The organism is Lysobacter sp. CA196 (assembly GCF_052078695.1).
Lineage (GTDB): Bacteria > Pseudomonadota > Gammaproteobacteria > Xanthomonadales > Xanthomonadaceae > Lysobacter.
In genome coordinates, this window is record NZ_JBQJIN010000043.1 from 12,661 (window position 1) to 34,576 (window position 21,916).

Below are 21,916 nucleotides of genomic sequence, written 5' to 3' on the forward strand. Positions count from 1 at the left end.
AGAGGCTTCGGCGGTGGGCGGTTTTCGCCGCGCGTGGCTGGGCGACGGAAGCCCTGGCGACGCCAACTGCGCAGCCTCGCCCCGCCCTCTCCGGCAAGCGGGAGAGGGCGCTGAAAACCAGCCGGTCTGCCTCCATGGCGATCGGGTTCCTCAACGCCGGCATAACCAACGCCGCGCCGCTATTGGCTAGCATGTCCGGTCCTGTTGCCACGACGTCGCCTTCCCCCATGATCCGACGCCAGTTCCTCAAATCCGCGGCCGGCACCCTGGCCACCCTCGGTCTGCCCCTGCCGGCGCTCGCCTGGGCCGCGCCCGGCACGACCAAGCTCGGCCCGGCCCAGCCCTTCGATTTCGCCGCGCTCAAGGGCCAGGCCCGCGCGCTGGCCGAACGCGCCTACGCACCGCGCAGCACCACCCTGCCGCCCGCGGTCGAAGCGATGAACTGGGACCAGTACCAGTCGATCCGCTTCCTTCGCGACCATGCCCTGTGGGCACAGGAGGACACCCGCTTCCTGGGCCAGTTCTTCCACCTCGGCCTGTTCTTCAAGTCGGCCGTGCGCATGTACGAAGTCGACGGCGGCCAGGCGCGCGAGATCGTCTACGACCCGAGCATGTTCGACCGCGCCCGCAGCGGCCTGGACGGCAAGCCGCTGCCGGCCGACCTGGGCTTCGCCGGATTCCGCCTCAACACCCGCAAGGACCCCGAGCGCGACTTCGCCGCCTTCCTCGGCGCGAGTTATTTCCGCGCGGTCGGCGGCGAAGGCCAGTACGGCCAGTCGGCGCGCGGCCTGGCGATCGACACCGGCACCGGCCGCGCCGAGGAGTTCCCCGATTTCACCGCCTACTGGCTGGAACGCCCGAACCCGCAGTCGGACACCTTGGTGGTCTACGCCCTGCTCGACTCGCCGAGCATCGCCGGCGCCTACCGCTTCGCGATCACCCCGGGCGAGGTGCTGTTGATGGACATCGATTGCGCGCTGTACCCGCGCAAGACCATCGAGCGCATGGGCCTGGGCCCGTGCACCAGCATGTACCAGGTCGGCGAGAACGACCGCCGCATGGACTGGGACTGGCGCCCGGAGATCCACGACACCGACGGCCTGGCGATGTGGACCGGCAGCGGCGAATGGATCTGGCGCCCGCTATGCAACCCGGCGCAACTGCGCTTCAACATGTTCGCCGACGACAACCCGCGCGGCTTCGGCCTGCTGCAGCGCGACCGCAACTTCGACCATTACCAGGACGACGGCGTGTTCTACGAGAAGCGTCCCTGCCTGTGGGTCGAACCCAAGCAGGGCTGGGGCGCGGGCTCGGTGCAGTTGGTGGAGATCCCGACCGTCGACGAGTCCTTCGACAACATCGTGGCGTTCTGGAACCCGCGCGCGAAACCGCAGTCCGGACAAGAGCTGCTGTTCGGCTACCGCCTGTTCTGGGGCGCGATGCCGCCGGCGACGCCGAAACTCGCTCATTGCGTGGCCACGCGCACCGGCCTGGGTGGGCGCATCGGCTTCAAGCGCGATTATTTCTCCTCGCGCTTCGCCGTCGATTTCGCCGGCGGCGCGCTGGCCGAGTTGGCCAAGCGCAACGCCACGGTCGAACCGGTGCTGCAGATCGGCCAGGGCCGCCTGGAAACCGTGTCGTGTCGGCCGCTGCACGAGATCGGCGGCTACCGGGTGATGTTCGACGCGGTGCCGCACGGCGACTCGACCGAGCAGGTCGATATGCGCCTGTTCCTCAAGGACGCCCGTGGCGCGCTGAGCGAGACGTGGTTGTATCAGTGGTCGCCGCCGGCGAAGAGCGAACGCAAGCTGTATTGAGCGGTTGCTCGGAAGGCAGAGCAAAAGCGCAGCGGCAACAGCAACGGCAACGGCAACGGCAAATCCCCCCTGCCCCCCCTTTTTCAAAGGGGGGAACGGCAGGAGCGTCTTTCCGGTTATCGGACTCGACCGCGAATCCGGAACCTCATGTCCCGATTCCCGATTCCCGAGTCCCAAAGCCTAGCCCTCAAGCCACCCGAGTCCGCCGCGCGCGCGTCAGGTGCACCAACAGCAGCGAGATCGCCGCCGGGGTCATGCCGGGGATGCGCTGCGCCTGGCCCACGGTCTGCGGGCGCACGCGCTCGAGCTTCTGCTGCGCTTCCGCCGACAGGCCACGCACGGTGGCGTAGTCGAATTCGCCCGGGATCGGCGTGCTCTCGTTGCGCTGTTGGCGCTCGATCTCGTCGCGCTGGCGGTCCAGGTAACCGGCGTACTTGACCCCGATCTCGACCTGTTCGGCGACCTCGGCCTCGGCCACTGCCGGGCCCAACGACGGCACGCTCATGAGCTTGGCGTAATTGATCTCGGGACGCTTGAGCAGATCGCGCGCGCTGCTTTCGCGGCTGACCTCGATGCCGAGGGTCTGGGCGATCTCGCGGCCCAGCGGGTTGTTCGGCGCCGCCCACACCGAGGCCAGACGCGCGTTCTCGCGTTCGATCGCCTCGCGCTTGCGCGCGAACGCGGCCCAGCGCGATTCGTCGACCAGGCCCAGCCCGCGGCCGGTTTCGGTCAGGCGCAGGTCGGCGTTGTCCTCGCGCAACTGCAGCCGGTACTCGGCGCGCGAGGTGAACATGCGATAGGGCTCGCTGGTGCCGTGGGTGATCAGGTCGTCGACCAGCACGCCGATGTAGGCCTCGTCGCGGCGCGGGCTCCAGCCCTCGGCGCCGGCGATGAAACGCGCGGCGTTGACGCCGGCCAGCAGCCCCTGCGCGGCGGCCTCCTCGTAACCGGTGGTGCCGTTGATCTGGCCGGCGAAGAACAGGCCGGCGACCGCCTTGGTCTCCAGGGTGGACTTGAGCCCGCGCGGGTCGAAGAAGTCGTACTCGATCGCATAGCCGGCGCGGGTGATGTGGGCGCGCTCGAAGCCGCGGATGCTGCGCACCAGGTCGAGCTGCACGTCGAACGGCAGCGAGGTCGAGATGCCGTTCGGGTAGATCTCGGCCACGTCCAGGCCTTCGGGCTCGACGAAGATCTGATGGCTGGCCTTCTCGGCGAAGCGCACCACCTTGTCCTCGATCGAGGGGCAGTAGCGGGGGCCGATGCCCTCGATCTGGCCGGTGTACAGCGGCGAGCGGTCGAGCGCGCCACGGATGATCTCGTGGGTGCGCTCGGAGGTGTGGGTGATCCAGCACGACACCTGACGCGGATGGTCGGCCTGCGTGCCCAGGAAGGACATCACCGGACGCGGATCGTCGCCCGGCTGCTCTTCCATCACCGAGTAGTCGAGGCTGCGGCCGTCGATGCGCGGCGGCGTGCCGGTCTTGAGCCGGTCGACCACGAACGGGCCCTCGCGCAGGCGCGCGGCCAGGGCGATCGCCGGCGGGTCGCCGGCGCGGCCGGCGGCATAGGTCGTCTGGCCGACATGGACCTTGCCGGCGAGAAAGGTGCCGGCGGTCAGCACCACCGCCGGCGCGACGAAGCGCAGGCCAGTCTGGGTGAGCACGCCGCTGACGCGGCCGGCGTCGAACTGGATGTCGTCGACCGCGGCCTGGAACAGGGTCAGGTTCGGCTGCGCCTCGACCGCACGACGGATGAAGCTGCGATACAGCGAGCGGTCGGCCTGACAGCGCGTGGCCCGCACCGCCGGGCCCTTGCTGGCGTTGAGCCGGCGCCACTGGATGCCGGCGGCGTCGGCGGCGCGCGCCATGATCCCACCGAGGGCGTCGATCTCCTTGACCAGGTGGCCCTTGCCGATGCCGCCGATGGCCGGGTTGCAGCTCATCGCCCCGACCGTCTCGACCGAATGGGTCAGCAGCAGAGTGCGCGCGCCGGCGCGCGCCGACGCCAGCGCGGCCTCGGTGCCGGCGTGGCCGCCGCCGACCACGATCACGTCGTATTGGAAGAAGGATTCGTTCATCGGTTCAAGGCACCACGGTCGCACCGTCGTCGGAAGCGACGCTCAGGACGCGGATTTTAGGCCAGACGGCGGGCCGACCGCCTTCACCCAGGCTTGGCACACTTCATGCTTGGTTACTTAGTGCACCTTGCGGGGCAGGCGCTCGACGCCGGCTGGAATTGGAACAGGGGCTGGCCAAGCGCTCGCGGGGGAAGCTGGGGGGCCGAATGTCGGGGGACATTCGGCCCCTTTTTATTGCCTGTCGTTTGGGCACCGCAGCGGCACCGGCCATTGCCGATCGCCCTCGCAAACGTCGCCGCGGCATTCGCCGACAGGACGACTAAGTCATTGATCAAAAACGCAAAGGCGCGCGTGGATACGCGCGCCTTTGGGTGTTTCCCCGGCATCCGGGGGAATGGGCGCCGACGCCTGACAAGGACGGAACAGGGGGGATCCGTGATTCCTCGCCAGGCGCCGACATAGAAGCCTTGCTTACCGAAAACGTCCAAATACGACGTAAGCGGTCAGTAGCGGTAGATTGCTGTCACTTCCGCCTGAACGCAAGTGCTCGCCATTCCAAATCCAGCGTCTTGCCCGGGTCGACCTTCACATCGTCTAGATTCCGTTCAGCGTTCGACGTCCTTCCAGGCCCGGCCGCCGTCGCGGCGGGTCGAGGGGGCGGACTGCATGCGCGGCTGCATCGGCTGCTGCTGCATGGCGCGGGGCTGCGGCATGCTGCGCGGCTGCGGGACCGCAGCCGGGTTGTTCGGCGCCCAGGCGCCGCCGCCGACCGGATGCGTGTCGCGCCACGGAGTGCCGCGCGAGGGCTGGTTGGTCTGCGGCGGGCGGTTGCCCGGCGGACGGTGCGGGCGGTGGTTCGGGTAGTAGTAGCGCGGGTACGGGGACGGGTAGTACCCCGGGTAGCCATAGCCGTAGCCGCCGCCACCGTAGCCGGGGTAACCGTAGTTGCGATAGCGATAGGCATCGCCGTACGGGTAGTAGCCGTACCCGTAGTTCTGGCCGTAGTAGCCGTAGTCGACGCTGGGGCGGCCGTAGTAGTACGAACCGGCGCCACCGCCGCCGCGATAGGCGTAGTCGGACACGCAACCGGCCAGCAGGCCGGCGGCGATGAGAGGAACGATGAGCTTGCGGATCATGGCAGACCCCCTGGTTTTAGGGTCTCAGCTTCGGCCCGAAGCGTTGAACTCGGGCTTAATTCGACCCGCCCGCTGTTGTACGGTTCAGCCCTTGCTGTTGGCCGAGGAGTCGCTCTGCGGCGCCGACACCATGGTCGGATCGAGACGCGGCGGCAGGCAACCCACCAACAGGACGACGAGCAGGCATACCGTTAGTTTGCGGAGCATGTGGATTCCCTGTGGTGGGCGTCGAAGAAGATCGCGCCGTGAGCGGAGTCGGTAGCGAACGCAGCGACCGGGTGGATATCGGCTTCGGCCCTATCCTGGCGTTTCCATCAGGGAATATCCAGGGTCCGATTCCGGAGGATGCCGACGCGATGCAGCCGATGCATCGAGCGCGATCGCGTCGTTCGCGTGCAGCGCCCGCGCCTTGCGTTCGGCGGCGGCGACACGCCTAAGCTAGTCTTCGCGCCGACCGCGTTTACTGCACGGGTTCACAGAAAAACATGCTGCACTGCATCCGGGTGCGATGCTGCACATAGCACAATGTCGCGGCGCCCCGGGTTAAGGTAGATTGATCGCGATGAAACACGGCCAGGGATCGGTCTTCGCCGCGCACGCTGCATGCCTCATCCGATCGGCCCGAAGGCCGCGTCGGGGAACCTTGCCGGCGCGTGCCGGGTCGTTCTCCGTAGCGCGGGCCTGTGCTTGCGCGGTCGCCGCTGCATCGCCTTTCACCTTCTGGCCCAGCCTGTCCCGATGATCGAACTGGATGCGGTCCATCGTCGCTATGAGATGAATGGACAGGCGGTCAATGCCTTGGCCGGCGTGGATCTGAAAATCGCCGCGGGCGAATTCGTCGCCATTACCGGTGCCTCGGGCTCGGGCAAATCCAGTCTGCTCAACATCCTCGGCTGCCTCGACCGGCCCACCCGCGGGCGTTATCTGATCGAAGGCCGCGACGTCGCCGCGCTCGACGACGAGGCCGCCAGCGACATCCGCAACCGCCGCATCGGCTTCGTGTTCCAGAGCTTCCATCTGCTGCCGCGCCTGAGCGTGATGGAGAACGTATTGCTGCCGCTGCGCTTCAATCGCGAACCGCCGCCCGGCAGCGTCGAACGCGCGCGCGAGCTGCTCGCGCGCGTCGGCCTGGGCGAGCGCAGCGAGCATCGGCCGAGCGAGCTGTCCGGCGGCCAGCAACAACGCGCGGCGATCGCGCGTGCGCTGTTGCTGCGCCCGGCCCTGTTGCTCGCCGACGAACCCACCGGCAACCTGGATTCGAAAAGCGCCGCCGACGTGCTCGACTTGATCGAGGAAGTGCACGACGGCGGCCAAACCGTGGTGCTGGTGACCCACGACCGCGACCTCGCCGCGCGCGCCCCGCGCGAGGTGCGCCTGCACGATGGCAAGGTCGACCATGACTCGGCGGCCTGAGATGCGCGCCGTCCTTCGCCGCGCACGCTGGCTGCAGGTCCTGTCCTGGCTGGCCGGCTCGCTGACGGCGTTGCCGGCGACCGCGGTGGTGCTGACCGGCGAAGTGCGCTCGGTCGGCGCGCAGCCGATCTACACCCCGCAATCCAATACCGCGCCGGTGGCGATCCGCTACTTCATTCCCGAGGGCCAGGCGGTCAAGGCCGGCGACGTCGTGCTGCGCATCGATCCGGGCCAGGCCGGCACCCAGATTCCCGATCTCGACGCCAAGATCGAGCAGGCGCGCGCCAAGGCCGCCAAGGAACTGGCCGAGCTCGAGGTCAAGGCGGTCGACGCCGAAGTCGCGCTCGCCGATGCCGAGGCCGCGCTGGCCACGGCCAAGATCGAGGCGGCGATTCCGCACGGCCTGATCTCACAGCTCGACTACGACCGCCACCAGAGCGAACTCGACAAGACTACGCGCGAGCTCACCCTCAAACGCGAGCAGTTCGCCGCCGCGCGCGCCGCGGTCGCGCGCCGCCAGCAGGACGCCAAGCTTGAGGTCGACAAGCTGGTCGTGCAGCGCGAGTACTACGCCGCGCTGCTGCGCCAATCGGAAGTGCGCGCCGAACGCGACGGCGTCGTCCTGCACGGTTTCAACAACAACTGGATCGGCGGCCGCATCGACGAGGGCAGCTCGACCATGCCCGGCAGCAAGGCCGGCGAAGTGGTCGGCAGCGGCGGCGGCATGGAGATCCGCGCGTGGGCGCTGGAACCGGACCGGCGCGGCCTCGGCGTCGGCCAAGCGGTGCAGCTGGCGTTCGATGCGCTGCCGCGGCAGCGCGTGCAAGGCCGCATCAAGGCGATCGCCGGCGCCCCCGACCGCAAGCCGGAATGGGGCGACGGCCGTTACTTCAGCATCGACGTCGAGCTGCCGCGCGGGCATGCGCTCAAGCTGATGCCCGGCATGAGCGTACGCGTGTCCACGGCCGCGGCGAAGGCCGCGGCAGGAGCGTCGCGATGAACCTGGCGAAGCGGGCGCTGCTGATTCTGTGCCTGTCGGTCGCGGCGCTGTCGGCGAGCGCGGCGACCCTGCGCATCGACGGCGAGGTCTATGCGCGGCGCAGCGCGGCGCTGATGCCGCCGAACGTCGAACGCATGTGGCAGTTCAACATCACCCAACTCGCCGCCGACGGTGCGCCGGTCAAGCGGGGCCAGCCGGTGATCTCGTTCGACAGCAACGACGTGGTCAAGCAACTCGGCGAAAAACGCAGCCAGCTCAAGGAGAAACAGAGCGAGCTCGACAAGCTGGAGTTGGAGCTGGCCGAACGCGAACGCAGCGAACGCCTGGCCACCGCCGAGGCGCGCGCCGCGCTCGACAAGGCGCAACGCAAGACCCAGCAACCGGCCGAACTGATCGCCGGCATCGAATACCGCAAGCTGTTGGTCGCGCGCACCCAGATGCAACGCAAGATGGCCCTGGCCCAGCGCCGCGAGAACTTGTCGGCCGAACAACGCCGCCAGGAGCGGCGCCTGCTCGCCGCCGAACGCGCGCAGTTGCAGGCCGACGTCGAGCGCCTGCAGCGCTCGTTGACCGCGCTGGAAGTGACCGCGCCGCGCGACGGCCTGATGATGCACCGGAGCAATTGGGAAGGCGAAAAATACGACGTCGGCTCGCAAGTCTGGGTCGGCCAGACCGTGGCCGAGATTCCCGACATGAGCACCCTGGCGGTGCGCGCCGAATTGCCCGAGCGCGACCTGCGCCGGGTCGCGGTCGGCGTGCCGGTGCGGATCGTCGTCGAAGGCGGCGCCGGCAGCGTGCTGCGCGGACGCATCGCTTCGATCGGCAACGCGATCCGCAGCAAATCGCAGTTGCAGCCGGTGCCGGTGCTGGACCTGGACGTGCGTCTCGACGACCCGCGCGCACCGTTGCGTCCGGGCCAGGCGGTGCGGGTCGAGATCGCTTCGGCCAACCCGGCGGCGCCCGCGGCGCCGCGGAGCCCGGCTCGATGATGCGCGCGGTCGCCATTGCGATCTTCGCCCTGGCCTTGCTGTCGGCCTGCGCGGCCGACACCGCGCCGGCCACCGTCGAGACCGTCGCCGCCGCGCCGTTGCGCCTGAGCGTACGCGGCGAAGGCGAGCTCAAGTCGGCCAAGGCCACCCCGCTCAACGTGCCCGGCCGCAACTGGGCCTCGCGCCAGCTCGAATGGATGCTGCCGGAAGGCAGCACGGTCAGGAAAGGCGACCTGATCGCGCGCTTCTCGGCCGCGCAAGGCCAGCAGGAACTCAGCCAGACCTTGATCGATCTACAGCGCAACCTGCTGGCGCGCGCCGCCAAGCAGGGCGAACTGGCGACCGCGCACAGCAAGGTCGCGGTCGACCTGGCGCAGGTCGCGGTGCAGCTCGGCATCGCCGAGCGCTACGCCAGCGCCGACCTCAGCACCATGGCGCGCAACGAAGTGCTCGATGCGGTGCAGGACGCCAGCTACTTGAAGGCCAAGCGCGACACTCTGGAATGGCAACGCGGCCAGGCCGGCGTGCGCGGCGGCGCCGAGCTGGCGGTGCTGGACGCGCAGCGCGCGACCTTCGACCTCGCCGCCCAGGCGCGCCAGTCGGACCTGGATGCATTGGAACTGCGCGCGCCGAACGACGGCGTGCTGATGCTGTCGAGCAACTGGTCCGGCGACAAACCCAATGTCGGCGCGACCCTGCGCGCCGGTTTCGATTACGGCAGCCTGCCCGATGCCTCGGCGATGGAACTCGAACTGAGCCTGCCGCAAATCGAAGCGCAAGGCCTGCGGGTCGGCCACGCGGTCGAGATGTTTCCGGTCGGACGGCCCGAACAGCGCATCGTCAGCACGCTGTCGTGGGTCGCCAGCGCCGCCAAGGTGCGCAGCCAGGACAGCCCGGTGAAGTACCTGACCATGAAGGCGCCGATCCCGGCGGAGGCGATCGCGCGGTACCGGCTGGTGCCGGGCCAGCGGCTCGATGCGCGGGTGGTCCTGTTCGATGCGCCCAAGGCGCTCAGCGTCGCCAACGTCGCCATCGACAGCGATGCCGGCAAGGACTATGTGCGCGTTCGCAACGGCGGCGATTTCCTGCGCCGCGAAATCCAGTTGGGCGTGCGCGGGCCGGCGCGTTCGCAGGTGCGCTCGGGCCTGCGCGAGGGCGACGAAGTGCTGTTGGTCGAAGCCGGCGCGATCGCAACCGCGGGCATCGAAACCGCGGACAAGGCGGCCGAGACCGAAGAACCGGGCCAGGCCACCCCGGCCGATGCCGCCAAGGCCGCCGCGGCGCCGGCGCGCAAGACCCAGGCGGTTCGTCCTTGAACCGTTTCGCCGGTCTGCTGCCGTCGATCTGGCGCGAGGCGATCGAGGAGCTCTGGCGTCGCCGGCTGCGCACCTTGCTGACCCTGCTCGGCCTGATCTTCGGGGTCGGCGCGATCGTCGCCATGCAGGCGGTCGGCGAAGGCAGTCGGCGCGAAGCGCTGCGCCTGGTCGAGAGCCTCGGCCTCAACAACCTGATCGCCGAAGCCAAGCCGCAGGACGAGAACAGCCTGCGCGAAACCCGCGCGCGCAGTCTGGGCCTGAGTCTGGCCGATGCCGACGCCGCGCTCGCGGTGGTGCCCGGCGCGGAACGCTACGCCGCCGAGAAACCGATCCGTACCCATTCGGTGTTCAGCGACAGCGGCCACAGCGATGCCCAGGCCAGCGGCGTGAGCCCGGACTATTTCGCTCTGTCCTCGCTGCGCATCGCCAAGGGCCGCCCCCTGACCGACGAGGACGACCGCGCCCTCGCCGCGGTCGCGGTGCTCGGCCATCAGGCCGCGGCCGATCTGTTCCCCGGGGTCGAGCCGATCGGCCAGTACCTGAAGGTCAATCATGTGTGGCTGGAAGTGATCGGCGTGCTCGCCGACCGCGACCTCAGCAAGGACCAGTTCGAAGGCGTGCAGCTCGGCCTGGAAAGCAACCGCGTCTACCTGCCGCTGGCCAGCGCCCGCGCGCGCTTCCGCTTCCAACCGCAGGAGGACGAGGTCGACCGTTTCCTGCTGCGTCTGCGCGACCCCGCCCAGCTCGCCGCCGGCGCGCGGGTGCTGTCGACCGTGCTCGGCCAACGCCATGCCGGCATGGCTGATTTTCGCCTGGTGGTGCCGCAGCAGTTGTTCCAGCAGCACCAGAAGACCCAGCGCATCTTCCGCGTGGTGATGGGCGCGATCGCCGGCGTCAGCCTGCTGGTCGGCGGCATCGGCATCATGAACATCATGCTCGCCAACGTGCTCGAACGGCGCCGCGAGATCGGCCTGCTGCGCGCGCTCGGCGCGCGCCGGCGCGACGTGATCGCGCAGTTCCTGCGCGAGGCGACGGTGATCTGTGTCGCCGGTGCGGTGCTCGGCCTGTTGTTCGGCGTGGCCCTGGCTTATCTGATCGCCGCCTTCGCCGGCTGGCAGGTAGCCTGGGCGCCGATCCCGGTGCTGGGCTCGGCGCTGTTCTGCGCCGCGGTAGGCCTGGCCTTCGGCGTGTATCCGGCGCGGCAGGCGGCGCGGCTCGATCCGATTGCGGCGCTGCGCCACGACTGAACCCGGCATCGCGCCACGACTGAACTGGTCCTGTCGCCGGCCTCGCATGATCGCTACGAATCCGCCATCCGGCGCATGCCAGGCCGGCCGGGCCTGGGCTACGCTTGGGGCATGAACAATCTCTCCGCACCGCCCAGCCTGGCCCCCCTGTTCACCGACATCCTGGCCGCCGCCGCGCGCATCGCGCCGCACGCGCACACCACCCCGGTGCTGCGTTCGCGCGCGATCGACGCCCTGGCCGGCTGCGAGCTGCACTTCAAATGCGAAAACCTGCAGCGCGGCGGCGCGTTCAAGTTCCGCGGCGCCTGCAACGCGGTGTTCTCGCTGGATGAGGACGAAGTGGCGCGCGGCATCGTCACCCAGAGTTCCGGCAACCACGGCGGCGCGATCGCGCTGGCCGCGAGCCTGCGCGGCGGACGCGCGACCGTGGTCGCCCCGCACAACACACCCAAGATCAAACTGGCCGCGATCCGTGCCTACGGCGCCGAAATCGTCGCCTGCGAACCCGACCAGGCCTCGCGCGACGCCATGACCGCCCAGGTCCTGGCCCGGACCGGCGGCGTGCTGGTGCACCCGTTCAACGACCCGCGAGTGATCGCCGGCCAGGGCACCGCCACCCTCGAACTGCTCGGCAGCGCCCCCGATCTGGACGCGGTGATCGCGCCGGTCAGCGGCGGCGGGCTGCTCTCGGGCACGGCGATCGCCGCGCACGGGCTGAACCCGGCGATCGAGGTGTTCGGCGCCGAACCCGAAGGCGCCCGCGACGCCCACGATTCGCTGCGCGCCGGCCAGCGCATCACCGGGCGCAAGGCCGACACCATCTGCGATGGCCTGCGCGCCGAACTCGGCACGCTCACCTTTCCTATCCTGAGCGAGCACCTCAGCGATATCCTGCTGGTCGACGACGCCCAGGTCGTCGCCGCGATGCGGCTGATCTGGGAGCGCATGAAGCTGGTGGTCGAGCCCTCCGGCGCGGTGCCGCTGGCGGTGGTGCTGGCGCATCGCGAACGCTTCGCCGGCCGCCGCGTCGGATTGGTCGTGTCCGGCGGCAACGTCGATCTGGATCTGGTCGCCGATCTGTTCGCCTCTAAGCCAGTTTGACCGGTTCTGCAATCGCATTGCGTTTGTTATGCGGCAGGTTTCTCAACGTTCGCCATTGCCCGCATAAACCCCAGGAAAACTCGCTTTTTCTGTGATCCTGGTTTGTGTTTTTTATGAACACAGCTGCCACGCTGCGCCATCGCGCGCCCGTCCCTGTCATGCCGCGCGACTCTTAGCAGTGGGGCTCTTCGACGAGCCGGGGACCACGGACCAGCGCAAGCCAGGGAGTACTACATGGTGGATGTCGAGTTTCGCGTGGTGTCCGACCGTCGCGACGGGTTGCTGCTCGCCCTCGGACAAGTGGTGATCGCCAACGGCTTCACCCTGTTGCGTCAGCGCATGCTCAACAGCGAAGAAGGCGTGGTGCTGAGCATGGTCGTGCGCGGCCCATCCGAATCGCTGCTGATGCTCGAAGAACGGCTGGGCACCCATCACCTGGTGCAAAGTTTCGAGGCCTCGCCGTACGAAGCCGGCAATCCCTCGCCTGCGCCCGCATCGGTACCGCGCAACAACGGCTCGTCGACCGTACCGACTCCGCTGCCGCCCTCGGCCGCGCCCGCCGCGCCGCCCTCGCCGTCCAGCGCACCGCCGATCGACACCCAACGCGTCGAGACCCTGCTGCCGCAGCTCGCCCGCAACTACCCCAATATCCTGCTGCAGTTGGTCGCACTCGAACGCGAACTGCCGCCGGCCCAGCGCGAAGCGACCTTGCGCTATATCGGCCAGCGCGTCGGCGCCTGGGTCTACAAGCGCGATTTCGCTTTGGGCGGACAACTGCCGTTGGCCGATTCGGTGCGCCGCATCGCCCTGCCGGCGATGCGCCAGCTGGTCCAGGCCGAACTGCACGACGACATCCTGAAGATCCGCAACAGCCCCTTCTGCCATCGCGGCGACAGCGGCGAGTGCTGCCATTTCCTGCGCGGCATGCTCGGCGGCCTGCTCGAAGGCCAGCACGGCGCCGACGGCGTGCGGGTGGTCGAAAGCCAATGCCGCAACACCGGCGCCGAGGCCTGCCGTTTCGAATTCGAAGCCTGAGCCCGCTCTCCTTTCGCCCGGCAGACAGGGAGCCCGCCGGGCTTGCGATACCGCACCGGGGCGGGGATGGCGCCGGTTCGGCCCTTAGCTACTCCAACCCATCCACAGGGGGTTCGTCATGCCGATCGATCACGCCATTCAGTGCATCCATGACCCGGTGCTCGCCATCTTGTCCTATGTGGTGTCGGTGCTCGGGTCGTTCACCGCCCTGCAACTGGCCATCGCCATTCCGACCGCGGTCGGGACGGGACAGCGCTGGCGCGCGATTACCGCCGCCGGCATCGCCATGGGCGGCGGCGCGATCTGGGCGATGCACTTCATCGCCATGCTGGCCTGCCGCATGAACGTGGAAGTGACCTACGACCTGCCGATCACCATCGGTTCGGCGGCGGTCGCGGTGGTCTCGTGCATGGCCGGCCTCGGCATCGCCGGCACCGGCATCTTCAACTGGGGCAAGCTCATCATCGCCGGCGTGCTGATGGGACTCGGCGTCACCGGCATGCACTACGCCGGCATGGCCGCGATGCTGATGCCGGCCGACACCGTCTACAACAGCAACCTGGTGATCGCCTCGGCGGCGATCGCGATCGTCGCCTCGATCGTGGCGCTGTGGCTGGCCTTCAACCTGCGCGGTTGGGGCCAGATGCTCGGCAGCGCCCTGGTCATGGGCGTGGCGGTCTGCGGCATGCACTACACCGGCATGCTTGCGGCCAGCTTCGTGCCGCAGGAAGCCGGCGCCACGGTGGCGCGCGGGGTCAGCGGCGGCTACCTCGGCATCGGCATTTTCGTGGTCACCACGGCGCTGCTCGCCGCGGTGCTGACCCTGAGCCTGGTGCGCCAACGCCAACGCGCGACGGTGCGGATTTGAGGCAAGCCTGTCGATGAGGCCGGGCTGATCCGAACCACGCGCCGGCATCGGCGCAACCCGATCCTCGCCACCGGAAGGCCCGCCTCGTGCGGGCCTTCCGTTTAATGTGCTTTGTTAAACGGTGCTGCCGAACGCGAGACCCGCGTGGCCGACCGCAGCTGCGACACGAGGCACGAATGAGCGATCATGGCCCGGCCCCGCATTGCCCGCAGGAATTCCGATGAAGATCGACGGCACCCGCATTCACGATCGCGCCACCGAATTGGTCCTGTCCTACTACGCCGCGTTCAATCGCGCCGACTGGAGCGCCATGCTGGGCCTGCTCGGCGCCGATGTCGTTCACGACCTCAACCAGGGTGCGCGCGAAGTCGGCCGCGACGCCTTCGCCGCTTTCCTGCAGCGCATGGAGCGGCACTACCGCGAGCAGTTGCGCGACATCGTGGTGATGGCCTCGCCCGACGGTGCGCGCGCCGGCGCCGAGTACGTGGTCCACGGCGAATACCTGCTCACCGATCCCGGCCTGCCGGAAGCGCGCGGCCAACGCTATGCCCTGCCGGGCGGCGCCTTCTTCGAGATCCGCGACAACAAGATCCAGCGCGTCACCAACTACTACAACCTCGAACAGTGGATGGTCCAGGTCGGCGCCTGAGCCGACTTGTCGGCTGCAGAGTACTTAAGCCGACTTGTCGGCCGCTTCGGCACTAAGCCGACTTGTCGGCTGCACGGCACTAAGCCGACCTTCTTGCCGCATCAGCAGAAGATCAACCGCCGCGATCGCTGCGCAGTTGCCTGACCTTGCGTTCGTTGCCGGCGGCGGCGCGCGCCGCGACGATGCTGAACAAGACGATGCCGATGCCGACCACGCAGGCGCCGGCCAGGGCGCGGCCCTGCGGCCAGGCTTCGCCGAGCCACAAGGCGCCGATCACGGTCGCGAACAAGATCTCCGCGGCCTGCATCGCCTCGGCCGCGGCGAGCGCGGTCGGGTCGTTGCGGACCATGCCGGTGGCCTGGAAGAACAACACCGTGGCGATCACGCCCGCGCTCAAGGCCACACCGGCCGCCAACCCGACCTGGCCCATCGGCGGTGCACCGGCTTCGACCCCGGCATAGACCGCGATCGCCCACCACAAGGGTTGGCTCGCCAGGGTCATGCCGAACACCCGCTGGGTCGCGTTGAGTTCGATCCCGGCTTTTTCCAGATGCAGCAGCAGGCCGCGGTTGCCGAGCGGATAGGCGAAGGCCGACACCGCCACGCAGATCAAGGCGATCCAGCCGGCGCGGTCGAGCCGGCCGCCGCCATGGCCGAACTGCAGCAACAACACGCCGACCACGATGATCGCGCCGACCGCGAGCGCCGGCCGCGGAATCCGCGCGCGCGCATCGCGGTACAGGAACGGCGCGCACAGCATCCCGGCGATCACGGTCAGCTGGAAGGTGCCGGCGATCAGCCACGACGGGCCGCTGGCCGCAGCAAAGCTCAGGCACACGTAGAACAAGACGAAACCGATCCCGCTCCACCACAGCCAGGGTCCGGGATGGCGGCGGATCGCCCGCCACACCGGCGCCATGCCGCCGAGCACCGGCATCGCCACCAGCAGCATCGGCAGGGTGAACAGATAACGCAGCGCCGCGGTCCAGGCCCAATGACCGCCGTCGTTGGCGGCGGCACGGTTGAGCACGTAAGTGCAGGTGAAGAACAGCGCCGACACCAGCGCGATCAACACCGCCCACAGAGCGTGGCGACGCGCGCTCACGGGCGTTGCCGCACGCGGATGCTCGACACCGGCACCTGCACTTCGTCATAGCCGCCGATGCGGATCGGCGCGCCCGGCGGCGGGCCCCAGGCATGGGCGTAGATCACTTCCCAGGTCGCCGGCAGGCGGCCGTCGTCGCCACGCAAGGCTTCGTAAGCCTGCGCCGCACGGGCGAAACGCGCGCGCCCGGTCAGGCTGCGGCGGCGATCGTTCATCGCATTGGTCGCGCCGAGCGTGCGCAACTCGCGCATCAGATGGCCGAGATCGGGATGGCCGAGAACGAACTCGTCGCGATCGAGCACCGGGTTCTGGAAACCGGAGGCGATCAGCGCATCGCCGAACTGGGCGATCGACGGAAACAGGCTGACGTGCGGCGCGGCATCGGCTTCGGCGAAAGCACCGCGCAGCTCGAACAAGGTGTCGGGGCCGAAGGTCGAGACCAGCAACAGACCGCCGGGTTTGAGCACGCGGCGGAACCCGGCGAACACCGCCGGCAGGTCTTCGCACCATTGCAGGCACAGGTTCGAGAACAACACGTCGACGCTGCCGTCGCGCAGCGGCAATGCGCGCGCATCGGCGCAGACCGCATCGGGACGGCGCGCGCCGCCGAGCAGGCGCGGCCGCCAACCGCCTTCGCCGAAATGGGTGCGCGCCTCGCGCAGCATCGGCAGGGCCAGGTCGAGCGCGATCACCTGCGCGCGCGGCCAGCGCTTCTGCATCGCCGCGCTCAGATGGCCGGAGCCGCAGCCGATGTCGACCACCACCTCGGGGGTGCGCTCGTCGAGGTAGTCCAGGGTTTCCGACAGGCGTGCGCCGACTTCGCGCTGCAGGGCGGCAGCGCCGTCGTAACCGTGCGCGGCGCGCGAGAACGAGCGGCGAACCTGGCGGTGGTCGAAAAGATCGTTCATGAGGCGTCAGCAATCCACAACGGCGGTCGGGGCGGTCGCCGGCGCGACGAAGCCCTCGATGAGTTGCGCGACCTGTGCGGTCGCGCCGAGAAACGGCGCATGGCCGGCGTTGCCGATGACCACGCTGCGGCCCTGCGGCGCGAGCGCGGCCGCGGCCGGCATCGCCCCGGCCGGGACCAGGCGGTCGCGACGGCCCGAGATCCACAGGCTCGACACCTGCAAGCGCGGCAGCTCGCCGCGCACGTCGAATCCGTCGAGCAGGGCCAGGCCTTCGTGCAAGGCGCGTTCGGCCGGTTCGCCACGGGCGAAAGCTTCGCTCTTCAGGCTGCGCAGTTCTTCCTGGGCGCTGGCCGAACCCAAGGCTTCGAGCGCGAGAAAACCTTCGAGGGTGCCGCGGAAATCGCGCCGCAAGGCTTCGCCGAAATTCCGGAACAGGTCCGGCGAGACACCGTGAGGCCAGTCCTCGCCGACGACGAAACGCGGCGACGAGGCGATCATGATCAAGCCGCGCACCTGCTGCGGGTGATCGAGCGCGGCGCGCAACGCGACCTGGCCGCCGAGCGACCACCCCAGCCAATAGGCATCGGGAATGCGCGCGACCAGTTCGGCGGCGAGCGTGCGCGGATCGAGCGGCGTCCGGTCGTCGCGTGCATGGCCGTGGCCCGGCAGATCGATCAGGTGCAGGGTGAAGTGCGCACTGAGCTGTTCGACCAATGGCGCAAACAAACCGCCGTGCATGGCCCAGCCGTGGATCAGTGCGATGACCGGGCGGGCTGGGTCTGCCGCGGCGCCGGTGGTTTCGATGTACATGGGAAGCGGGTCCGTACTGCTATAGGTCGTCGGGTGTTTCTCATTGCCGCACGATGCGTTCTGGTGTCGCCATGGCCCGCGCGTGGCCGTGACGGCCGTTGCTGCGCGAACGCATGCTCCACCGCGATACATACCGCGCCGATACGATCGAGCGTCTTGTCTTCAATCGCCGCCGACGGGGTTCGCGCGGCGCAGCGCATGCAGGGCCGCCAGCGCCTCGTCGCGCCGATCCGACGGCACCAGCAAATGATCGTGATGAAAGCCGGCCAACACGTTGCAGGCGATGCCGCGTGCAGCCAAGGCCTGCGACACCGCCGCGGTCAGGCCGACCGCCTGCAACGCCGAATGCACGCTCAGGCTCAGCCAGGCAGCGACGAAGTCGTAGCTCAGGCCGTGCGCATCGGCGTCTTCGCGACGCAGCACGCAGGTCAGCCCTTCGGCTTCCTCGATCGTCGCCAGCGCCAAAGCGCGCGGCAAACGCTCGGGCTGCACGGCGGTGACGAACACGTATTCGCCGGCACGGGCTTCGACTTCGAGCGTCTCCAACATGCGGGCCAGATCGGTTTCGGGCGGCCGGATCGGTTGCGGCTCGACGGCGCGACTCATCGCGCCACGGTGGCGGGCGCGGCGCGGGCGCCGTCGCTGCCTTCGATCGCCACGCGTTCGGCCGCGCGCGCCAACGCTTCGATCAGGCCGTCGACCTGTTCGCGCGTGTGCAGCGCCGAGAACGTCACCCGCAGACGCGCGCGCCCTTCCGGGACGGTCGGCGGGCGGATCGCCGCGACCCAGTAACCCTGCTGTTCCAAAGCCTGCGCCATCGCCAGGGCGCGGCGGTCGTCGCCGCACATCACCGGCTGGATCGGCGTACCCGAGGCCAACAGTTCCAGGCCGAGCTTGCCGGCGCGTTCGCGGAAATGTGCGGTCAGCTCGGCCAGCTTCTCGCGCCGCCAATGGTCGTTGCGGGCCAGCTTGAGCGCCGCCCGCGTCGCCGCGGCCTGGGCCGGCGGCAAGGCGGTGGTGTAGAGATGACTGCGCGCGGTTTCGGCCAGATGACCGATCAGATCGGCATCGCCGTGCAGGGCCGCGCCGTAGCTGCCGAGCGCTTTGCCGAAGGTCGCCAGTTGCAGCGGCACTTCCTGCACCGACAGGCGCGCCGCGGCCACGGTGCCGCGCCCGTCCGGGCCGACCACGCCGACGCCGTGGGCGTCGTCGACATAGAACACCGCCTTCTGCGCGCGTGCGACCAAGGCCAGGTCGCGCAGCGGCGCGAGATCGCCGTCCATGCTGAATACGCCGTCGGTGGCGAGCATCGCCAGGCCATCGGGGACATTACGCAACTGCCGGATCGCGCCTTCGGGATCGGCGTGCGGATAACGGCGCAACCGGCAGCCGGCCAGACGCGCGGCGTCGATCAGGCTGGCGTGGTTGAGCCGGTCCTGCACACAAACATCGTCTTCGCCGAGCAGCCCCTGCACCGCGGCGATGTTGGCCAGGAAACCGCTGCCGAACAGCAACGCGCGCGGCGAACCGAGCCAGTCGGCCAGTTCGCGTTCGAGCGCTTCATGCTGGGCGTGGTGGCCGCAGACCAGATGCGAGGCGAGCCCGCCGGTGCCCTCGCGGGCGGCCGCGTCCTGGAAGGCGTTGATCACCGCAAAGTGCTGCGACAGGCCGAGGTAGTCGTTGCCGCAGAAATTCACCAGCGAGCGCCCGTCGACCTCGCAGCGCGCGCCGTCGCGGTGAGTGACCACGCGGTGGGTACGGGTACGGGCGGTCGCCACGCGCTCGGCGTGGGCGGTCTGGATCCGGTCGCGCCAAAGGGTTCGCTGGCTGCTCATCGCGGTAGCTCCGCCGCGTCAGGCGGCGCAGGAGTGGGCGGGGTCGGTGGTTGCCTCAACGTGCTCTTCAATACTCGCATGGACGGTGCCCGCGGTCTCGACGATCTGCATCGGGCGCAGGCCGAGACGGGCGAACAGGGCCAGGTCGCGCTCGGTGTCGGGGTTGCCGGTGGTCAGCAACTTCTCGCCGTAGAAGATGGAATTGGCGCCGGCCAGGAAGCACAGGGCCTGCAGCTCGTCGCTCATGGCCTCGCGCCCGGCCGACAGGCGGACCATCGACTTGGGCATCAGCAGGCGGGCGACCGCGATGGTGCGGACGAATTCGAAGGGGTCGAGCTCGGCGGTGCCGGCCAGCGGGGTGCCCTCGACCTGGACCAGGCGGTTGATCGGCACCGAGTCCGGGTGCGCCGGCAGGTTGGCCAGGGTCTGCAGCAGGCCGGCGCGTTGCTCGCGCGACTCGCCCATGCCGACGATGCCGCCGCAGCAGGTCTTCATGCCGACATCGCGCACGTGCGCGAGGGTGTCCAGGCGGTCCTGGTACTCGCGGGTGTGGATGATCTCGTTGTAGAACTCGGGCGCGGTGTCGAGGTTGTGGTTGTAGTAGTCCAACCCCGCCGACTTCAGCGCGGTCGCCTGGTCGCCCGAAAGCATGCCCAGGGTCGCGCAGGTCTCCAGGCCCAGCGCCTTCACCTCGCGGATCATCGCCGCGACCTTCGGGATGTCGCGGTCCTTCGGCGAACGCCAGGCCGCGCCCATGCAGAAGCGCGAGGCGCCGGCGGCCTTAGCCTGGCGGGCCTTCTCGATCACCGCCTCGGTGCTCATCAGCTTGGTCGCGTCGACACCGGTGTGATAGCGCTGCGCCTGCGGGCAGTAAGCGCAGTCCTCGGGGCAACCGCCGGTCTTGACCGACAACAGGGTGCTGACCTGGACTTCGGCCGGGTCGAAGTTCTCCCGGTGCACGCTACCGGCGCGGTGCAGCAACTCGGGGAAGGGCAAATCGAACAGCGCACGGACCTCGGCGCGGGACCAATCGTTGCGAAGAAGGGGCATAGACACTAGAGCTGGCTCCACAGCGGGGATTTCACTGACGGCGGGCAACGGGGGATACCGACAGCGCGGGCCGTTCGGAGCGGGCAGTCTGGGAAGCATGTCGACAACTGTCAACCAGGATCGGCCGCTCCGGGTTGACAGTGTCTGGCGGCGTCTCGGCTGGGCCTTGTGGCCCCCGCGCTGCCTGATCTGCGCCGAACCGGGCCTGCCCGGACGCGATCTGTGCCCGGCCTGCGAGGCGGAATGGCCGCGGATCGGGGCCGCGTGTCTGCGCTGCGCCTTGCCGTTGGCGGGGGTGCCGGCGGAACCGACATCGGCTTGGTCGCGTGGGGCGGTACCGGCGCTGAAGGCGGTTGGAGACGGAGCTCGTGCAGCAGCGGGTGCGGGTGCGGGTGCGGGTGCGGGTGCGATGATCGATCCGTCCGGCCTGCCCTTGATCTGCGGCCATTGCCTGCGCCGGCCGCCACCGCTGACCCAGGTTCACGCGGCCTGCTTATACCGACCGCCGCTCGACCGCCTGCTGCCGCGCTTCAAGTTTCATCGCGACCTGGCCGCCGGGCGCCTGCTCACGACGATGATGGCTCAGGCCTTCGAACCGCTGCTGACGCTGAGCCCCCCGACGGCGACGTCGGGGCTCGCAGCGCCCGTTGCATCGGACGCCGCCAGTCGGGCATTCGGGCCCGTTCTGGTTCCGATCCCCCTGCACCACCGACGACTGCGCGAACGCGGCTACGACCAGGCCCTGGAATTGGCGCGTCCTCTGTCGCGAAAACTCCGCCTGCCCCTGCTCGATCACGGCCTGATCCGCCTGCGCGACACCTCGGCGCAATCCCTGCTGGACGCCAAACAACGCCGCCGCAACCTGCGCGGCGCCTTCGCCTGGCGCCCTGGCCTGCCCCTGCCCGCCCACATCGTCCTGATCGACGACGTCATGACCACCGGCGCCACCCTTCATTCCGCCGCCACAGCCCTGCGACGCGCGGGTGCCCAGCGCGTCGACGCCTGGGTGTGTGCGCGGGTGACGGCGGCTTGAGTCGCGGCGAGGGGTCGTTTCGTCGGGCAGGCTTTCGGCGTTAGCCGTGGTTTCCCGGTTGCCCGTGGTGTCGTCGCGATCTCGGAGTTTCGTGGTCGCGGCTCGCGCCGCTCCTACCAAAGAGCGGGCGCGACCGGCAGCTGCTGTTGCTGTTGCTGTTGCTGTTGCTGTTGCTGTTGCTGTTGCTGTTGCTGTTGCTGTTGCTGTTGCTGTTGCTGTTGCTGTTGCCGTGATTTTGATCTGCTTTGCCGCTTTGCCGGTCAAATGAAGACCCGTAGGGCGGCCCGCATGGATGCGGGCCGTGCGCAAGCAGGCCATGGATGGCCTGTCTGGAGCATCCCTGCGTTGGCATCGATCGTGCGGGCTTGTGCCCTTGCAGGGAGAGCCCTTTTCTTTGGTTTGCACTGTCTAACCTCAAGCGCATCACTCGCCTTTGAGGTCAGCGCATGGGAACCCGGTACAGCCACTTCAGCGCCGAAGAGCGCGGTGTGATCATGGCCATGAAGCAGCACGGCCATAGCGGCCGG

Annotated in this window: 21 protein-coding genes; 12 read left to right on the forward strand and 9 right to left on the reverse strand. The window is 69.0% G+C overall.

Annotation, left to right across the window (positions count from 1 at the left end; genetic code table 11):
- Positions 1 to 227 precede the first annotated feature (227 nt).
- Positions 228 to 1,817, forward strand: a complete 1,590-nt coding sequence (locus ACTOWK_RS22625) for a glucan biosynthesis protein (RefSeq protein ID WP_441332337.1) — start codon at positions 228 to 230, stop codon at positions 1,815 to 1,817.
- Between the two features lie 187 nt (positions 1,818 to 2,004).
- On the opposite strand, the gene mnmG is transcribed toward ACTOWK_RS22625, so the two are convergent.
- The 3 genes from mnmG to ACTOWK_RS22640 form a co-directional block, all read right to left on the reverse strand.
- Positions 2,005 to 3,894 carry a tRNA uridine-5-carboxymethylaminomethyl(34) synthesis enzyme MnmG gene (gene mnmG, locus ACTOWK_RS22630; protein WP_441332338.1) on the reverse strand — a complete coding sequence of 630 codons (1,890 nt, stop codon included), beginning with the start codon at positions 3,892 to 3,894 and terminating at the stop codon, positions 2,005 to 2,007.
- A 605-nt stretch (positions 3,895 to 4,499) separates the two neighbouring features.
- On the reverse strand, positions 4,500 to 5,030 hold the full coding sequence (locus ACTOWK_RS22635) for a hypothetical protein (RefSeq protein WP_441332339.1): 531 nt from the start codon (positions 5,028 to 5,030) through the stop codon (positions 4,500 to 4,502).
- Between the two features lie 84 nt (positions 5,031 to 5,114).
- Positions 5,115 to 5,237: a hypothetical protein gene (locus ACTOWK_RS22640; protein WP_441332340.1), complete on the reverse strand. Its 123-nt coding sequence runs from the start codon at positions 5,235 to 5,237 to the stop codon at positions 5,115 to 5,117.
- Positions 5,238 to 5,768: 531 nt separating this feature from the next.
- Here ACTOWK_RS22640 and ACTOWK_RS22645 point away from each other — a divergent pair.
- From ACTOWK_RS22645 to ACTOWK_RS22685, 9 genes are all read left to right on the forward strand, one after another.
- Entirely contained in the window at positions 5,769 to 6,443 is a 675-nt protein-coding gene (locus ACTOWK_RS22645) for an ABC transporter ATP-binding protein (protein WP_057919560.1), read from the forward strand.
- Position 6,444: 1 nt separating this feature from the next.
- Positions 6,445 to 7,443: an HlyD family secretion protein gene (locus ACTOWK_RS22650; protein WP_441332341.1), complete on the forward strand. Its 999-nt coding sequence runs from the start codon at positions 6,445 to 6,447 to the stop codon at positions 7,441 to 7,443.
- Positions 7,440 to 8,432 carry an HlyD family secretion protein gene (locus ACTOWK_RS22655; protein ID WP_441332342.1) on the forward strand — a complete coding sequence of 331 codons (993 nt, stop codon included), beginning with the start codon at positions 7,440 to 7,442 and terminating at the stop codon, positions 8,430 to 8,432. The genes ACTOWK_RS22650 and ACTOWK_RS22655 overlap by 4 nt, the downstream gene beginning before the upstream one ends.
- Positions 8,429 to 9,748 carry an efflux RND transporter periplasmic adaptor subunit gene (locus ACTOWK_RS22660; protein ID WP_441332343.1) on the forward strand — a complete coding sequence of 440 codons (1,320 nt, stop codon included), beginning with the start codon at positions 8,429 to 8,431 and terminating at the stop codon, positions 9,746 to 9,748. The genes ACTOWK_RS22655 and ACTOWK_RS22660 overlap by 4 nt, the downstream gene beginning before the upstream one ends.
- Positions 9,745 to 10,995, forward strand: a complete 1,251-nt coding sequence (locus ACTOWK_RS22665; RefSeq protein ID WP_441332344.1) for an ABC transporter permease — start codon at positions 9,745 to 9,747, stop codon at positions 10,993 to 10,995. The genes ACTOWK_RS22660 and ACTOWK_RS22665 overlap by 4 nt, the downstream gene beginning before the upstream one ends.
- A gap of 111 nt (positions 10,996 to 11,106) precedes the next feature.
- Positions 11,107 to 12,096: a pyridoxal-phosphate dependent enzyme gene (locus tag ACTOWK_RS22670; RefSeq protein WP_441332345.1), complete on the forward strand. Its 990-nt coding sequence runs from the start codon at positions 11,107 to 11,109 to the stop codon at positions 12,094 to 12,096.
- Between the two features lie 234 nt (positions 12,097 to 12,330).
- On the forward strand, positions 12,331 to 13,131 hold the full coding sequence (locus ACTOWK_RS22675) for a V4R domain-containing protein (RefSeq protein ID WP_441332346.1): 801 nt from the start codon (positions 12,331 to 12,333) through the stop codon (positions 13,129 to 13,131).
- Positions 13,132 to 13,249: 118 nt separating this feature from the next.
- The gene (locus ACTOWK_RS22680; RefSeq protein ID WP_441332347.1) at positions 13,250 to 13,999 is read left to right on the forward strand and encodes an MHYT domain-containing protein; all 750 of its coding nucleotides are present in this window, start codon (positions 13,250 to 13,252) and stop codon (positions 13,997 to 13,999) included.
- A 220-nt stretch (positions 14,000 to 14,219) separates the two neighbouring features.
- Complete coding sequence (locus tag ACTOWK_RS22685) at positions 14,220 to 14,648, forward strand: ketosteroid isomerase-related protein (protein ID WP_441332348.1); 429 nt, start codon at positions 14,220 to 14,222, stop codon at positions 14,646 to 14,648.
- A 112-nt stretch (positions 14,649 to 14,760) separates the two neighbouring features.
- Here the strand turns inward: ACTOWK_RS22685 and ACTOWK_RS22690 are convergent, their stop codons facing one another.
- The 6 genes from ACTOWK_RS22690 to bioB all read right to left on the reverse strand — a co-directional run bounded on the left by ACTOWK_RS22690 (position 14,761) and on the right by bioB (position 20,356).
- The gene (locus tag ACTOWK_RS22690) at positions 14,761 to 15,753 is read right to left on the reverse strand and encodes a multidrug resistance efflux transporter family protein (protein ID WP_441332349.1); all 993 of its coding nucleotides are present in this window, start codon (positions 15,751 to 15,753) and stop codon (positions 14,761 to 14,763) included.
- Entirely contained in the window at positions 15,750 to 16,661 is a 912-nt protein-coding gene (bioC, locus tag ACTOWK_RS22695; protein WP_441332350.1) for a malonyl-ACP O-methyltransferase BioC, read from the reverse strand. Before bioC ends, ACTOWK_RS22690 begins: the two co-directional genes overlap by 4 nt.
- Positions 16,662 to 16,667: 6 nt before the next feature.
- A complete protein-coding gene (bioH, locus tag ACTOWK_RS22700) occupies positions 16,668 to 17,471 on the reverse strand; it encodes a pimeloyl-ACP methyl ester esterase BioH (RefSeq protein WP_441332351.1) in 804 nt (267 codons plus the stop codon).
- 162 nt (positions 17,472 to 17,633) lie between these two features.
- Entirely contained in the window at positions 17,634 to 18,077 is a 444-nt protein-coding gene (locus tag ACTOWK_RS22705; protein WP_441332352.1) for an ACT domain-containing protein, read from the reverse strand.
- On the reverse strand, positions 18,074 to 19,306 hold the full coding sequence (bioF, locus tag ACTOWK_RS22710) for an 8-amino-7-oxononanoate synthase (protein WP_441332353.1): 1,233 nt from the start codon (positions 19,304 to 19,306) through the stop codon (positions 18,074 to 18,076). The genes ACTOWK_RS22705 and bioF overlap by 4 nt, the downstream gene beginning before the upstream one ends.
- 18 nt (positions 19,307 to 19,324) lie before the next feature.
- A complete protein-coding gene (gene bioB / locus ACTOWK_RS22715; protein ID WP_440731134.1) occupies positions 19,325 to 20,356 on the reverse strand; it encodes a biotin synthase BioB in 1,032 nt (343 codons plus the stop codon).
- A gap of 97 nt (positions 20,357 to 20,453) precedes the next feature.
- Here bioB and ACTOWK_RS22720 point away from each other — a divergent pair, with 97 nt between their 5' ends.
- Positions 20,454 to 21,389, forward strand: coding sequence for a ComF family protein (locus tag ACTOWK_RS22720; protein WP_441332354.1), 936 nt, complete (start codon positions 20,454 to 20,456; stop codon positions 21,387 to 21,389).
- A gap of 91 nt (positions 21,390 to 21,480) precedes the next feature.
- Positions 21,481 to 21,657 (forward strand): hypothetical protein, encoded by a 177-nt coding sequence (locus ACTOWK_RS22725; RefSeq protein ID WP_441332355.1) that lies wholly within the window; start codon positions 21,481 to 21,483, stop codon positions 21,655 to 21,657.
- Positions 21,658 to 21,916: the final 259 nt, after the last annotated feature.